We start from the raw sequence: 15557 nt of genomic DNA on the forward strand, positions 1-15557 counted from the left end.
GATACTCGAGAATGGCTCTGCCTGATTTCAGCATGCGTCAGCTTTTGGAAGCTGGCATTCACTTCGGCCACCAGACCCACCGCTGGAACCCGAAGATGGCGCCCTATATCTATGGCGCCCGCAACAACATCCACATCATCGACCTCTCACAGACGGTGCCGCTGCTGCACCAGGCGCTGAAGCAGGTTTCCGACACCGTCGCCAAGGGTGGCCGCGTGCTGTTCGTCGGCACCAAGCGTCAGGCGTCCGACATCGTCGCCGACGCCGCGCAGCGCTCGGCCCAGTACTATGTCAACTCCCGCTGGCTCGGCGGCATGATGACCAACTGGAAGACGATCTCGAATTCCATCCAGCGCTTGCGCAAGCTCGACGAGATGCTGGCAGGCGAGGCCCAGGGGCTCACCAAGAAGGAGCGCCTCAACCTTGATCGCGAGCGCGAGAAACTCGACAAGGCGCTGGGCGGCATCAAGGACATGGGCTCGACGCCCGACCTGATGTTCGTGATCGACACCAACAAGGAAGCGATCGCCATCCTCGAGGCCAAGCGTCTCGGCATCCCGGTCGTCGCCATCATCGATTCCAACTGCGACCCGGACAAGATCGATTTCCCGATTCCGGGCAATGACGACGCTGCCCGCGCCATCCAGCTCTATTGCGATCTGATCGCCAAGGCTGCAATCGACGGCATCGCCCGCCAGCAGGGCGCGCTCGGCGTCGATGTCGGCGCTTTGGCCGAGGCTCCGGTCGAGCCGGCGCTCGAGCCGACGCCGGCCGCCGAGACACCGGCTGCCCAGACACCGGAAGCGTAACAGCGAAGGCCGGTTTCGGCCTTCATCTTTCTCATATTTTGGCGCGCTGAGCGCTGGCGCCAGGCGCATCATCGAGGACCGGTGGTGCGTCGGTGCATTTTAAAACAAAGAGGCGACAATGAGCATTTCGGCTGCACAGGTCAAAGAACTCCGCGACTTGACCGGCGCGGGCATGATGGATTGCAAGGCGGCGTTGAACGAGACCAACGGCAACATGGAAGAGGCCGTCGACTGGCTGCGCAAGAAGGGCATCTCCAAGGCCGACAAGAAGGCCGGCCGTACCGCGGCCGAGGGACTCATCGGCGTCGATTCCGGTATCCGCGAGGCGGCAGTCGTCGAGGTCAATTCCGAGACCGACTTCGTTGCCCGCAACGCTGCCTTCCAGGAGATCGTCGCCAAGGTCGCCAAGGTCGCGCTCGCCTATGGCGGCAAGACCGAGGCCGTCGCAGCCGCGCCGTATCCGGGTTCGGACAAGTCGGTCACCGAGACCATCAAGGACGCTGTCGGCACGATCGGCGAGAATCTTGGTTTCCGCCGTTCGGCCAAGCTCACCGTCGAACACGGCGCTGTTGCGACCTACGTCCACAATGCGGTTGCCGACGGCCTTGGCAAGCTCGGCGTGCTGGTCGCCATCGAAACAACAGGCAACGCGCAGGCAGCCAACGCTTTTGCCCGCCAAGTCGCCATGCATGTCGCCGCCACCAACCCGATGGCGCTGACGACGGAACAGCTCGATCCGGCCGCGGTCGAGCGCGAGAAGGCGATCTTCGCCGACCAGGCGCGCCAGTCCGGCAAGCCAGAGGCGATCATCGAGAAGATGGTCGAGGGCCGTCTGCGCAAGTTCTACGAAGAGGTCGTGCTGCTCAAGCAGGCTTTCGTGCTCAATCCCGACATCACCGTCGAGAAGGCGCTGACGGACGCCGAAAAGGAAATCGGCGCACCGGCCAAGATCACTGCCTATCTGCGCTTCGCGCTCGGCGAGGGCATCGAGAAGGAAGAGACCGATTTCGCGGCGGAAGTCGCGGCAGCGGTCAAGAAGTAAACCGCACTCTATCTTTCTGAAAAGACTTTACGGCCGGGTGTCCGCGAGGATGCCCGGCCGATTTCTTGCGCGGTGTCGATGAAGGCCCTGAGCTTCGGCGCCATCGCCGCCCGGCGTGGAAAATAGAGGAACAGCCCCGGTTCATCGATCGAGGTGTCGCGCAGGACTTCTACCAGCCGGCCGGCCTCTACGTCAGCCCGGACAAGCGGCTCGAACAGATAGGCGAGGCCGATGCCGGCCAGCGCCATATCTCGCGCCGAAAGCGGATCGGTGAGGACGACGCTGCCGCGCGTCTCGACGCTGATATCCTTGCCCTGGTCGTTCAGGTCCCAGCGGTAGAGAGCACGCGATCGCAGGAGCCTGTATCCGATGCAGTTGTGCGCCGAGAGATCGGCCAGCGTCCGTGGCTGCCCATGACGGCCGACATAGGCCGGAGAGGCGACGACGATGGTGCGGAAAGGCTGGGTCAGCCGCACCGTCACCATGTCCTCGGCGATCATCTCGCCAAGCCGGATGCCAGCGTCGAAACCTTCGCCGACGATGTCGCTCAAGCGTTCGTCGGTGACGATCTCCACCGTCACGTCGGGATAACGCTCCGCCATTGCCGACAGGATGGGCATCAGGGCCAGAGGCAGCGCAATGCGCGGCGCGTTGATCCTGAGCAGCCCGCTCGCTCTGCCTTTGACCGAGCGGATACGCTCCATCCGGTCCGCGATGTCTTCCAGCGCCGGCTCCGCTGCCGCGACAAGCGCCTCGCCGGCCTCAGTCAGAGCGACACTGCGCGTGGTGCGGGCAAACAGCGGTTGGCCGATCCGCTCCTCCACCAGCCGCACCGCATGGCTGACTGCCGACGGACTCATGCCGAGTTCGGCGGCGGCCAAGGCAAAGCCGCCGCGCCGCGCCACAGCGACGACGACAGGAAGATGGCTGAGCAGGTCTCGATCCATTCATGAACAATATCGCATAGTCCATGCTAATAATGCAAACTTATCAATCGGACAGAGGAGGCGCATCTAGGCTGCATTGAACACCAATTCTGTAAGCAGCAAGGAGACGACCAATGACCATGTCCTATTACACGCTCGGCAACAGCGGGCTGCGTGTCACCCGACTCGCGTTCGGCACTATGACCTTCGGCACGGAATGGGGCTGGGGCACCGAAAAGGAAACGGCCCGCGCGATGGTCGATGCCTATGTCGAGGCAGGCGGCAATTTCTTCGATACGGCCGACGCCTACACCGGAGGCACATCCGAAACCTGGCTTGGCGAATTCATCGCCGAGCGTGGGCTGCGCGACAAGGCGGTGATCAGCACCAAATTCAGCATGAACCTCGAAGAAGGTAATCCGAATGCCGGAGGCAACGGCCGCAAGAACATCATCCGCGCGGTCGAAGGCTCGTTGAAGCGCCTCGGCACCGATTATATCGATCTCTACATCCTGCATGCCTGGGACAGGCTGACGCCTCCGGAGGAGGTGATGCGGACGCTGGATGATCTGGTCCGCGCCGGAAAGATCCGCCATGTCGGCCTGTCGGACGTGCCGGCGTGGTACGCAAGCCGGGCCCAGTCGGTTGCCGAGCATCGCGGCTATGAACCGGTTTCGGCGCTTCAGCTCGAATATTCGCTGGCGGAGCGCAACATCGAACATGAGTTCGTGCCATTCGGCACGCGCTACGGTGCGGGTATAATGGTCTGGAGCCCGTTGGCCAGCGGTCTGCTCAGCGGGAAATATCGTTCCGATACAGTGAATGAGGCAGGCGGCAGGCTGGAGACGATGCGCGGCTCGACCAATCCTGGGTTTCAGAAATTCAACGATCGCAACTGGGAGATCGTCGCCGAGCTGGAAAAGGTCGCAAGTCAGCTCGGCCGCAGCATGGCTCAGGTCGCCTTGAACTGGGCCGCGACCCAGCCCGGCATTGCGTCGGTGATCATCGGTGCGACGAAGCTGGATCAACTCAAGGACAATCTCGGCGCGCTCGATTTCGACATTCCGCAGGAGCTTCGGGCACGGCTCGATGCGGTGAGCCGACCAATCACACCCTTTCCGTATTCGTTCTTCGGCTCGGAAATACAGGGCGGCCTTACGGGAGGCCAGGCGGTCGGCGATAAGCCGGCTGGCTATCTGCCGGATCTGCTCATGCAAGGTGCTTTTGCTGGCGTAAGCTAAGAGGGGAAGAGAGTTTTCCGGCTCGGGCGCCGCGTGACATCGCGGCGCCCTTCGTGTATCGGAACGCCAATGTTTCGGGGCAGCGCCTGCGCGGGGAAGCCGCCCCAGACGCGTCACACGCATAATGATGAGGACCAGATGACGGTGAAGCCCCTCTATCGACGTGTCTTGCTGAAAGCTTCGGGCGAAGCGCTGATGGGTGAACAGCATTTCGGCATCGACGTATCGGTGGTCGATCGCATCGCTGCCGACATCGCCGAGGCCCGCGCCCTGGGCATCGAGGTCGGCGTCGTCATCGGCGGCGGCAACATCTTTCGCGGCGTGGCGGTTGCGTCCAAGGGCGGTGACCGGGTCACCGGCGACCACATGGGCATGCTCGCCACCGTCATCAACTCGCTGGCGCTGCGCACTTCGCTGAACAAGATCGGCGTCGACGCAGTGGTGCTGTCGGCAATCGCCATGCCAGAGCTTTGCGAGAGCTTTTCGCAGCGCCAGGCGACCGCCTACATGAACCAGGGCAAGGTCGTCATTTTTGCCGGCGGCACCGGCAATCCGTTCTTCACCACCGATTCGGCCGCGGCGCTTCGCGCGGCGGAAATCGGCGCCGATGCGCTGTTCAAGGGCACGCAGGTCGACGGCGTCTATTCGGCCGATCCCAAGAAGGACCCGAATGCTACACGCTTCGAGCGCATCAGCCATGGCGAAGTCATAAAACGCGGTCTTTCGATCATGGATACAGCCGCGATTGCACTTGCGCGCGAAAACAACATTCCGATAATCGTCTATTCGATCCACGAGAAGGGTGGTTTCGGTGATATTCTGAGGGGCGGCGGCCGTTGCACGGTCGTCGCGGACGACTGATCGGGAGCACTATCCCGAACCGAGGGTCCGCGTAAGCGAAAAGCGGGAGCCGGTTTCGGATTGAGGCTCGAACACGGGGTTATCCCTGAACAGTGAACCCGGGCTAACGGGTCGAGGAGACGATGATGAGTGGCGAATACGATGATCTCAAACGGCGTATGGACGGGGCGATCGCTGCGTTCAAGCACGATCTGGCTTCGCTGCGGACCGGCCGCGCCTCGAGCAACCTGCTCGACGCAATCCAGGTGCAGGCCTATGGCACCACCATGCCTATCAACCAGGTGGCGAACGTGTCGGTGCCGGAGCCGCGCATGATTTCGGTTTCGGTCTGGGACAAGTCGATGGTCGGCGCGGTCGATCGCGCCATCCGCGAATCCAATCTCGGCTTCAATCCGATCGTCGACGGCACCAATCTTAGAATTCCGCTGCCCGAGCTCAACGAGCAGCGCCGCAAGGAGCTGGTCAAGATCTCGCATGGTTATGCCGAGAATGCCCGCATCGCCGTGCGCCACGTGCGCCGGGACGGCATGGAGTTTCTCAAAAAGGCGGAAAAGGACGGCGATATCAGCGAGGACGATCAGCGCAAGCGGTCCGACCAGGTCCAGAAGCTCACCGACGAGATGATCGGCACCATCGACCATCTGCTTTCCGATAAGGAAGCCGAAATCATGCAGGTTTAAGGGTCCGACCCGAAAGCGAAACTATGACAAGCCCCGCGCATGTCGCGATCATCATGGACGGAAACGGACGCTGGGCCAAAGCGCGCGGCATGCCGCGGCTTGCCGGGCATCGTGCCGGCGTCGAGGCGCTGCGCAACACGGTGCGCGCCGCTCCTGGCCTCGGCATCTCCTTCCTGACCGTCTACGCTTTCTCGTCGGAAAACTGGTCGCGACCGAAGTCCGAAGTCAGCGACCTGATGGGCCTCTTGAAAATCTTCATCCGCCGCGATCTCGCCGAACTGCACCAGAGCGGCGTGCGGGTCAGGATCATCGGCGACAGGGCAGGGTTGCAGCCTGATATCAGGACCCTGCTTGAAGAGGCCGAAACGCTGACCATGCGCAACGAGGCGCTGACCCTGGTCATCGCCTTCAACTATGGCGGGCGTGACGAGATCGTGCGCACGGCGCGCAAGCTTGCCTCGGCGGTGGCGCGCGGCGAGCTCGACAGCGAGGCGATCACGGCCGAATCCTTTGCCGGCTCTCTCGATACCCAGGGTATTCCGGACCCTGAACTGGTCATCCGCACCAGCGGCGAACTCAGGCTGTCGAATTTTCTTCTGTGGCAGGCGGCCTATAGCGAGCTCGTCTTCCTGCCTTGCTACTGGCCCGATTTCAGCCGCGAGCATTTGGCCGACGCATTGCGCGATTTCGCTGGCCGCGAGCGCCGTTTCGGCGGGCTTGGCTCTCAAGACGTCGCCGTGACGGCCAAGGGATGAGCAACCTCCAGCTTCGTGTTATTTCCGCCATCGTGCTTGCCGTCGTCACGCTTGGTCTGACCTGGCTCGGCGGACTGCCTTTCCGGTTGCTTTGCGCCGCCATGTCGATCCTGATCTTCTATGAATGGACGCGAATGTGCCGCCCGGTCGCCGCCACGGGTCTTGGTCTTCTGCCGGATGCGCTGCTTCTGGTCTTCGTCGTCGCCTTGGTTGCCGGCCTGCCTGCGTCCTGGCTGCTGCTTCTTGGAGCAGTGATGGTCGTTGTCACCGTGGTCGTGGGTTCGATGCGCCAAACGGGACAGTGGGACCCGTCAGGCCTTGCCTATGCCGCCATTTCTGGCCTGTCGCTTGCTCTTTTGCGCGACGGCGATCATCCCGGCCTCGTCGCCATTCTTTTCCTGTTCGCGGTGGTTTGGGCGACCGACATATCAGCCTATTTCGTCGGCCGCGCTGTTGGCGGCCCGAAACTGGCGCCGTCGATCTCGCCCGGCAAGACGCAGAGCGGGGCACTCGGCGGCGCGGTCGGCGGCGTGGTTGCCGGACTGCTTTTGGCCGCCGCGGCCGGAGCCGGCAATCTCGCAGTGCTTGGCGTCGTTGCGCTCGTGCTTTCGATCGTCGCCCAGGCCGGCGACCTTTTCGAATCATGGGTGAAGCGCCGCCACGACCGCAAGGATTCGGGCACGCTGATACCTGGCCATGGCGGTGTCATGGACCGGGTCGACGGGCTTGTCGCGGCGGCCTTCGCCCTGTACGTCATCGGCTGGATTTCGGCGACCGCCGACCATCCGGCGCAGGGGCTGTTTCCAGCTTGATCGGCATTGTGTCTTGACTTGCGCAGGATGCGCCATGGATTCGCCTGGATTGATGTCACAGTCGCGGTACGCCCGTGCTGCGGACGAGTTTTGAGGACATGAGTTGAACGAGATTCTTCACGCGGTTTTCAGCACGGAGGGCTTTTTCCTCGGCACGCTGGTGCCTTTCCTGTTCGTGCTGACCGTGGTCGTGTTCGTCCACGAGATGGGCCATTACCTCGTCGGCCGCTGGTGCGGCATCGGCGTAAAGGCCTTTTCGATTGGCTTCGGCCCGGAACTCTTCGGCTTCAATGACAGCCATGGCACACGCTGGAAACTCTGCGCCATTCCGCTTGGCGGCTATGTCAAATTCGTCGGCGACATGAATGCCACATCGAGCCAGCCCAGCTCGGAGGAGCTCGAATCGCTGACCACTGCCGAACGCAAGATTGCCTTTCACACGCAGCCGGTCTGGAAGCGCGCGGCGACTGTGGTGGCCGGCCCGCTGTTCAATTTCCTGCTGACGATTGCCGTCTTTGCGGTGCTGTTTTCCGCCTATGGCCGCCCTGTGATGGAGCCAATGGTGGCTGAAGTCACCGCCGGCAGTCCGGCCGCCAGGGCTGGCATCCTGCCCGGTGACCGATTCGTCAGCGTCAACGGCAGCAAGGTCCAGACGTTCTCCGACGTCCAGCGCCTGGTTTCGGGCCGCGGCGGCGATGCTATCACCTTCGTCATGCTGCGCGACGGCAAGGAGATCACCGCCACGGCGACGCCGGAGCTGATGGAGCAGCAAGATGGGCTGGGCAACAAGGTCAAAGTGGCCGTGATCGGCGTCGTCAACAATCAGGAATTCGGCCAACCCAGGCTAGTCACTTACAACCCGATCGAAGCGGTAGGGGCGGCGGTCGAGGAGACGGGATACATCATTCAGCGCACCGGTCAGTTCCTGCAGCGTTTCGTCGTCGGGCGCGAAGACAAATGCCAGCTGGGCGGCCCAATCAAGATCGCAAAGATGTCGGGGCAGGCGGCGAAATTGGGCTTCGACTGGCTTGTGCAACTTGTCGCGCTGCTGTCGGTCGGCATCGGCATTCTCAACCTTTTGCCGATTCCCCCCCTCGACGGCGGCCATCTCCTATTCTACGGCGTGGAGGCCGTCATTCGGCGACCGGTGTCGGAGCGGATGATGGAGATGGGCTATAGGGCTGGCTTCATGCTCGTGTTGGGCTTCATGGGGTTCGTTTTCTGGAACGATCTGTTTGGGTGCTGAAATCATGAAGAAATTTGGCTTCGGCACAGCCAACGTTGAGACGCCGTTTACCATGCGTGGGGATATGCGTGACGCGAAAGCCACGCAACAGGGTTAAGTAAATACAAATTAACCAGGAGCCTTGCGTGTAGGGAAAATCCGGTTAATACGGTAGGGGAAATTACCGCACGTCCGGTTTTCTCGCCGTGGGGACTTCGAGAAAAGGTACAAAAGCCCGATGAAGGCAGCATCCAAGTTTTTGAGCGCCGCGTCCGCGGTGGCCCTGTCCGCCGCTCTGGTCGTGCCAGGTGCGCTCGCAGTGCAATTCGTTGCCACATCGGCGGCCGAGGCCGCTGTTGTCTCAAGAGTTGAAGTCAGCGGCAATCAGCGTGTCGACGCCGACACGATCCGCAACTACATCACAATCAAGCCCGGCAAGGCCTTTTCCAGCGCCGATATCGACGATGCGGTCAAGGCGCTGTTCGGCACCGGGCTGTTCTCGGACGTCCAGATCAACCAGGTCGGTTCGTCGCTGGTCGTCAAGGTTTCCGAATATCAGGTCGTGAACCAGGTGCTGTTCCAAGGCAACAAGAAGCTCAAGGACAACGCCCTTGCGGCCGCGGTTCAGTTGAAGCCGCGCGGAACATTCTCGCAGCAGGCGCTCGATGCCGATGTCGAGGCGGTCAAGGCCGCCTACAGGCGTATCGGTCGCGACGACGCCGCCGTGACCACCCAGATCATGGATCTCGGCGACAACCGCGTGAACGTGGTCTTCAACATCAACGAAGGCGGCCGCACGCAGATCGCCGCGGTCAATTTCGTCGGTAACAGCGCCTATTCAAGCCGTCGCCTGTCCGACGTCATCTCGACCAAGCGCTCGACCTTCCTCTCGTTCGTGCTGCGCGACGACGTCTATGACGACGACAAGCTGCGCGCCGATCAGGAGCTGCTGCGCCGTTTCTATTACAATCACGGCTATGCCGATTTCCAGGTGGTTTCCGCGGTCGGCGAACTCGACGAGACCACCAACAAATATACGGTGACCATCACCGTGCAGGAGGGCGATCGCTACACATTCGGCGACGTCAGCGTCGAGAGCACGATTCCCGAGGTCGACGGTGCGTCGCTGCAGTCGGTGGTCGAGACCCACAAGGGCGATGTCTACAACGCCAAGAACGTTGAAGACACCATCATCGCGCTGACCGAGAAGGTTGCCGGTTCCGGCTATGCCTTCGCTCAGGTGACGCCGCGCGGCGACCGCAATTTCGAGAACCACACCATTTCGGTGGTCTATACGATCGACCAAGGCACCAAGGCCTATGTCGAACGCATCGAGATTCGCGGCAACGACCGGACACGCGACTATGTCATTCGTCGCGAATTCGACGTCAGTGAGGGCGATGCCTTCAACCAGGTTCTCATCCAGCGCGCGAAGAAGCGGCTGGAAGCGCTCGATTACTTTGAAAAAGTCGAGGTTTCCACCGTGCCCGGCTCTGAGCCAGACCAAGTGGTGCTCGTGGTCGACGTGGTCGAGAAATCGACCGGCGAGTTCTCGGTTGGCGCCGGCTATTCGACCGGCGGCGACACGTCAGGCCCATCCATCGAAGGCTCGATCACCGAGCGCAACTTCCTCGGACGCGGCCAGTTCATCAAGTTGTCGGCGGGCGGCGGCAAGAATTCGCGCGACTACAGCTTCTCCTTCACCGAACCCTATTTCCTTGGGCGGCGTATCGCTGCCGGTTTCGATGTCTTCAACCGGACCAGGAACTACGACGAATACGAGAGCGAGACGATAGGCGCGACAGTGCGCTTCGGCCTGCCGATCACCGACAACATCTCGACGCAGCTTGCGTATAATATCTCGCAGGAGAAGTATAAGCTCGATGACGACTGCGATGTTGACAATGATGGCGAGCCCGACGCCGGCTGCGACGTCTCTGAGGCAATCTTTGAAGGTATTCAGGAAAGCCCGTGGCTCAAGTCGTCGGTCAGTCTCGGCCTGGTCTACAACACCATCGACGACATGAAGAACCCGCATGAGGGCATCTACGCCAATGTCACCACGGAGGTGGCCGGGCTCGGCGGTGACGCCAAGTTCGTCAAGGTGACGGCGCGTGGCAGCGTCTACCAGACATTGTCGGAGCAGCTTGATCTGGTCGGCTTGGTTTCGGGCGGGGCAGGCCACGTCCAAGGCTTCGGCGGCGGCGATCTGCGCATCTTCGATCATTTCCAGAGCAGTGACCGCATGATCCGCGGCTTTGCCTATGGCGGCATCGGCCCCGTCGACTCGGACGGATTTGATGACCATCTCGGCGGCACCACCTATTTCAACGCCTCGGCGGAAGCCCAGTTCCCAATGCCGGTCATTCCGGAGAGCTTCGGCCTGCGCGGCGCGGTCTTCGCCGATGCGGCAACGCTCTATGGCAGCAAGGTCAGTGCTGATTTGGTCGATCAATCGACAACCGACATGCAGTGGCGCGCCTCGGTCGGCGTTGGTCTGATGTGGGCGTCGCCGTTCGGCCCGATCCGCATCGACTATGCGATCCCGGTCCTCAAGGAAGACACCGACGACGTGCAGGAATTCAACTTCGGCATATCGACCCGCTTCTGATCGGCGGCAACGATGCTTCCGGGCCGTTGGGGCCCGGAAGAGAGTGATCCGACACTACAGCGCCGCGCGTCCTCTTGGACGCGCAAAGAACGCTGTAGCACTTTGATTTTGCGCATGATCCCCAGCGAAAATCGATTCCGATTTTCCGGGTCATGCGCTAGCTGGATATAGCTTCTGGAATGACCGATCCGGTGTTCTTCGCGCCCTCACGCCGGTATACGGCTGGCGAAGTCGCGAATCTGACCGGCTCGGTGCTTGTCGATTCCGGCCAGTCCGACATATCGATCGAAGCCTTGGCGCCGGCGAGCGAAGGCGGCGAGCATGCCCTTGTCTTCGTCGACGGCAGACGCAACTTCGCGCTGATGCAATCGCTGCGGGCGGCGGCGGTCCTCTGTCCCGCCGAATTTGCCGGCAAGGCGCCGGCGGGCATCGCGGTTCTGGTCCATCCGCGCCCGCAACAGGCTTTCGCGATGGTCGGACGTCTTCTCTTCCCGGCTGCCGCGACACCGGCGCCGATGACCGGTGAAACCGGTATCTCACCGCATGCCCATATCGATCCTTCGGCGCACATTGAGGCCGGCGCGATCATCGAGGCCGGCGCGATCATCGGCCCCCGCGCTTCTATCGGCAGCGGAAGCGTCATTGCTCCTCATGCCGTTATCGGCCCCTCCTGCCAGTTCGGCCGCGATGGCTATGTCGGTCCGGGCGCCAGCATCCAATACGCCCTGATCGGCAACCGCGTCATCATCCATGGCGGCGCCCGCATCGGTCAGGACGGTTTTGGCTTCGTGGCCGGCGCCAAGGGCCCGGAGCGCGTCCCGCAAATCGGCCGGGTCGTTATCCAGGACGATGTCGAGATCGGCTCGAACACCACGGTCGATCGTGGCGCCATGTCCGACACGATCATCGGCCAGGGCACCAAGATCGACAATCTGGTGCAGATCGCCCATAACGTCCGCATCGGCCGCAATTGCATAATCGCCGGCCTTTCGGGTATTTCCGGTTCCGTAACGGTGGGCGACAACGTCACCATGGGTGGCGGTGTCGGCCTTGCGGATCACCTGACCATAGGGACAGGGGCCAAGCTTGCCGCAAGAAGCGGGTTCATGAGCAACGTCCCTGCGGGCGAGATTTGGGGAGGGTATCCGGCACAGCCGATGGCGGAAGCCATGCGGGAGATCGCGGCCCTGCGAAGACTGGCCAGGGCGCGCAAATCCGGCGACGGAGGGAATAGCTGAGATGGTGGCGGCGACGACGCTCGAGGCGGTCGACATATTGGGGCTGATGAAGCTCCTGCCGCATCGCTATCCGTTCCTGATGATCGACCGCATTATCGACATCGATGGCGACGAGTCCGCTATCGGCATCAAGAACGTGACCATAAACGAGCCGCATTTTCAGGGTCATTTCCCGGACCAGCCGGTTATGCCCGGCGTGCTGATCGTTGAGGCGATGGCGCAGACGGCCGGCGCCATCTGCATCCGCAGCCTTGGCACCGAAAAACCGTCGCTGGTCTATTTCCTGACCATCGACAACGCCAAATTCCGCAAACCGGTCGTTCCCGGCGACCAGTTGAAGATCCATGTGAAGAAAATCAAGAAACGCGGCAACCTTCTCAAATTCGCCTGCGAGGCTCTGGTCGACGGCGTCAAGGCCGCGGAAGCCGAGATCTCGGCGATGATGGTTACGAGCGACTGACGATCGAATGCTTATGAAAATCCAGACAGTGATCCATCCATCTTCGGTCATCGAGGCAGGCGCTAAAATCGGCGAAGGCGTCCGCATCGGGCCGTTCTGCCACATCAGCGCCGACGCAGTGATCGGCGACCGCGTCGAACTGGTCAGCCATATCTCGGTAATGGGCGCGACCACCGTCGGCGCGTCGACCAAGGTCTATCCGATGGCGACACTGGGCGCGCCGCCGCAGAACACCAAGCACAAGGGCGGCCGCACCACGCTGGTCATCGGTGAGAACTGCACGATCCGCGAAGGCGTGACCATGCATCTCGGCACCGATTCCAGCCGCGGCGAGACGACGATCGGCGACAATGGCAACTTCCTTGCCTACGCCCACATCGCCCATGACTGCATCGTCGGCAATAACGCCACCTTCGCCAATGGAGCGACGTTGGGCGGCCATTGCGAGATCGGCGACAACGTCTATATCGGTGGCCTCACCGCCGTTCATCAGTTTGTCCGCGTCGGCGACAACGCCTTTCTCGGCGGTTGCTCGGCAATCGTAGGCGATGTCATTCCCTACGCCATCGCCGTCGGCAATCGCGCCAAACTTCGCGGCCTCAACATCATCGGCCTGAAGCGCGCCGGCCTGCCGCGCTCCGAGATCCATACGCTGCGAAAGGCCTACAGGACGATCTTCGATCGCTCCCGAACCGTCGGCGAAAACGTCGAGTTCGCCAAGGCGGAATTCGCCTCGTCACCGACCGCCATGAAAATCATCGATTTCATCGCCAGTCGCGGCAAACGGCACTATGCCGTCCCGTCGCTTAGGGGTGGCGACGGCGACGATGCAGATGACGAAGATTGAGGCCACCCGGACGGGCCTTGATCTTGCGCCAGATGCCAGGGTAGGCATCATCGCCGGCGGCGGCAGTTTGCCGGTCGAAGTTGCGATCAGCCTGGCCGGACAAGGCTACCCGCCCGTCATTATCCTGATCGAGGGCGAAGTCGACCGCAAGTCCGACCTCAGCGGCTACGAGCATGAGAGCCTCGCTCTGGAAGACATCGGTTCGCTGGCTTCGTTACTGAGGCGTCGACGGATCAGCCATCTCGTCCTTGCCGGCGAGATCAGGCGCCGGCCGAGACTGATCGACATGCGCCCGAGCCTCGGCTTGCTGGCTGTGGCGCCGTCGGTGGTCATGGCGCTTGCCCGTGGTGACGACGGTCTGTTGAAGGTTTTGACGCGGGCTCTGGAGGCGCGTGGGGTCAAGGTCGTCGGCGCCCATGAGATCGTGCCGGAACTGGTCGCGGCCGAAGGGACGCTGACCAAGGCAGCGCCGCGCAAATCCGACTGGCGCGACATCGAAGCGGCACATGCGGCGGCAAAGGCCATCGGTGCGCTGGATATCGGCCAGGCAGCTGTCGCGATCGGCGGCCGCGCCATCGCGCTGGAGGGCGTCGAGGGCACCGATGGATTGCTTGATCGAACAAGGCAGTTGCGCGGCCATGGCAGACTTGCCGGCAGAACGCGCGGCGTCCTGGTCAAATGCGCCAAGCCCGGCCAGGAGTTGCGCGCGGACCTGCCCTCCATCGGCCCACAGACGATCGAGGCGACGCATGCCGCCGGACTTGCCGGCATTGCCGTCGAAGCCGGCCGCTCGCTGGTTCTGGAAGGCCCCACCGTCGTCGCACGCGCCAATGCGCTCGGCCTGTTCGTGATTGGCCTGCCCGCTGCGGAGCCGGCGCATGGCGACTGACAAACCGCTGAAGATCGCCATCGTTGCCGGCGAGGAATCCGGCGATCTGCTTGGTGCCGACATCGTAGAGGCGCTCAAGCGCGCGACCGGCCGCGAGGTCCGGCTCGTCGGCATCGGCGGCCGCCATTTGCAGGCGCTCGGCCTCACGCCGCTCTTCGACGGCGGCGAGATCGCGCTGATGGGCTTGAGCGCCATCCTGCGCGACCTGCCGCGCCTGATGCGGCGGATCAGCCAGACGGCCAGCGCGGTCGCCGGTGGAAAGCCCGACTGTCTCATCACCATCGACAGCCCGGATTTTTCGCTGCGCGTGGCGAAGAAGGTTCGCGCCGCCGATCCGACGATCCCGATCGTTCACTATGTCTGCCCGAGCGTCTGGGCGTGGCGACCGGGCAGGGCGGTGGCGATGAAACCGTATGTCGACCATATCCTCTGCATCCTGCCTTTCGAAGTGAAGGAGCTCGCACGCCTCGGCGGTCCGCCCGGCACCTATGTCGGCCATCGCCTCACACATGATCCGGGCGTGCTCGGCGCTGCCAAGGCGCAAAGCCTGCCGCGCGATCTGTCCGACGATCGTGTGAAGACGCTGCTTGTGCTGCCCGGCTCGCGTCGCGGCGAGGTGCGACGGCTGGTCGGCCCGTTCGGCAAGACGATCTCGATCCTGCGCGCGCGCGGACACCGCTTGCGCCTGCTGTTGCCGACTGTGCCGCATGTCGCCGACCTGGTCAGGGCTTCGGTCGCAAGCTGGGACGAGAAGCCGGAGATCATCCTTGATCCCGAGCGCAAATGGCAGGCCTTCGGCAAGGCCGATGCGGCGCTGATCGCATCGGGAACGGTGTCGCTGGAGTTGGCGCTGTCGGGTGTGCCGATGATCTCCTGCTACCGGCTCGATCCGGTCATGCGGATGGCCCAGCGCCTGATCACCGTATGGAGCGCCGCCTTGCCAAATCTCATCGCCGACCGCCCCCTCGTGCCGGAAAACTACAACGAATATGTGCGGCCGCATTATCTGGCGCGGCAGTTGGAGGCGCTGTTTTCCGACACCCCCTATCGCGCATGGCAGAAGGACGGTTTTGCCGAGGTGGCCAGACGCATGGCCGTCGACAGACCTTCGGGCGACATCGCAGCGGGGGTCGTGATGAAGTACATCAAGGGGTGAGTAGT

Annotated in this window: 14 protein-coding genes and 1 pseudogene; 14 read left to right on the top strand and 1 reads right to left on the bottom strand. The window is 62.5% G+C overall.

Features of this window, described 5'->3' with window-relative positions:
• Nucleotides 1-11 precede the first annotated feature (11 nt).
• Nucleotides 12-809 (top strand): 30S ribosomal protein S2, encoded by a 798-nt coding sequence (gene rpsB / locus EOC94_RS15960; RefSeq protein WP_095485256.1) that lies wholly within the window; start codon nt 12-14, stop codon nt 807-809.
• A 118-nt stretch (nt 810-927) separates the two neighbouring features.
• Entirely contained in the window at nt 928-1851 is a 924-nt protein-coding gene (gene tsf, locus EOC94_RS15965; RefSeq protein ID WP_095485255.1) for a translation elongation factor Ts, read from the top strand.
• Nucleotides 1852-1859: 8 nt separating this feature from the next.
• On the opposite strand, the gene EOC94_RS15970 is transcribed toward tsf, so the two are convergent.
• Nucleotides 1860-2798: a LysR family transcriptional regulator gene (locus EOC94_RS15970; RefSeq protein ID WP_127203836.1), complete on the bottom strand. Its 939-nt coding sequence runs from the start codon at nt 2796-2798 to the stop codon at nt 1860-1862.
• Nucleotides 2799-2911: 113 nt separating this feature from the next.
• Between EOC94_RS15970 and EOC94_RS15975 the strand changes: the two genes are divergently transcribed.
• From EOC94_RS15975 to lpxB, 12 genes and pseudogenes are all read left to right on the top strand, one after another.
• A complete protein-coding gene (locus tag EOC94_RS15975) occupies nt 2912-4018 on the top strand; it encodes an aldo/keto reductase (RefSeq protein WP_127291685.1) in 1107 nt (368 codons plus the stop codon).
• Nucleotides 4019-4156: 138 nt separating this feature from the next.
• Nucleotides 4157-4879: a UMP kinase gene (gene pyrH, locus EOC94_RS15980; protein WP_111546675.1), complete on the top strand. Its 723-nt coding sequence runs from the start codon at nt 4157-4159 to the stop codon at nt 4877-4879.
• A gap of 125 nt (nt 4880-5004) precedes the next feature.
• Complete coding sequence (gene frr / locus EOC94_RS15985) at nt 5005-5559, top strand: ribosome recycling factor (protein WP_095485252.1); 555 nt, start codon at nt 5005-5007, stop codon at nt 5557-5559.
• An 11-nt stretch (nt 5560-5570) separates the two neighbouring features.
• Nucleotides 5571-6314, top strand: a pseudogene (locus EOC94_RS15990) (isoprenyl transferase); the annotation flags it as partial.
• Nucleotides 6311-7126, top strand: a complete 816-nt coding sequence (locus tag EOC94_RS15995; RefSeq protein WP_095485250.1) for a phosphatidate cytidylyltransferase — start codon at nt 6311-6313, stop codon at nt 7124-7126. The pseudogene EOC94_RS15990 and the gene EOC94_RS15995, both read left to right, overlap by 4 nt.
• A gap of 103 nt (nt 7127-7229) precedes the next feature.
• Nucleotides 7230-8372 (top strand): RIP metalloprotease RseP, encoded by a 1143-nt coding sequence (gene rseP / locus EOC94_RS16000; protein WP_095485249.1) that lies wholly within the window; start codon nt 7230-7232, stop codon nt 8370-8372.
• Between the two features lie 217 nt (nt 8373-8589).
• Entirely contained in the window at nt 8590-10962 is a 2373-nt protein-coding gene (bamA, locus tag EOC94_RS16005) for an outer membrane protein assembly factor BamA (protein ID WP_126106483.1), read from the top strand.
• A 179-nt stretch (nt 10963-11141) separates the two neighbouring features.
• Nucleotides 11142-12200, top strand: a complete 1059-nt coding sequence (lpxD, locus tag EOC94_RS16015; RefSeq protein WP_095485246.1) for a UDP-3-O-(3-hydroxymyristoyl)glucosamine N-acyltransferase — start codon at nt 11142-11144, stop codon at nt 12198-12200.
• The gene (fabZ, locus tag EOC94_RS16020) at nt 12193-12660 is read left to right on the top strand and encodes a 3-hydroxyacyl-ACP dehydratase FabZ (RefSeq protein ID WP_095485245.1); all 468 of its coding nucleotides are present in this window, start codon (nt 12193-12195) and stop codon (nt 12658-12660) included. The genes lpxD and fabZ overlap by 8 nt, the downstream gene beginning before the upstream one ends.
• A 13-nt stretch (nt 12661-12673) precedes the next feature.
• Nucleotides 12674-13507, top strand: a complete 834-nt coding sequence (gene lpxA / locus EOC94_RS16025) for an acyl-ACP--UDP-N-acetylglucosamine O-acyltransferase (RefSeq protein ID WP_126107484.1) — start codon at nt 12674-12676, stop codon at nt 13505-13507.
• On the top strand, nt 13494-14396 hold the full coding sequence (lpxI, locus tag EOC94_RS16030) for a UDP-2,3-diacylglucosamine diphosphatase LpxI (protein ID WP_185928246.1): 903 nt from the start codon (nt 13494-13496) through the stop codon (nt 14394-14396). Before lpxA ends, lpxI begins: the two co-directional genes overlap by 14 nt.
• Nucleotides 14386-15552, top strand: coding sequence for a lipid-A-disaccharide synthase (lpxB, locus tag EOC94_RS16035; RefSeq protein WP_127291693.1), 1167 nt, complete (start codon nt 14386-14388; stop codon nt 15550-15552). The genes lpxI and lpxB overlap by 11 nt, the downstream gene beginning before the upstream one ends.
• Nucleotides 15553-15557 lie beyond the last annotated feature (5 nt).

The organism is Mesorhizobium sp. M6A.T.Ce.TU.016.01.1.1 (assembly GCF_003997065.1).
GTDB classification, from domain to species: domain Bacteria; phylum Pseudomonadota; class Alphaproteobacteria; order Rhizobiales; family Rhizobiaceae; genus Mesorhizobium; species Mesorhizobium mediterraneum.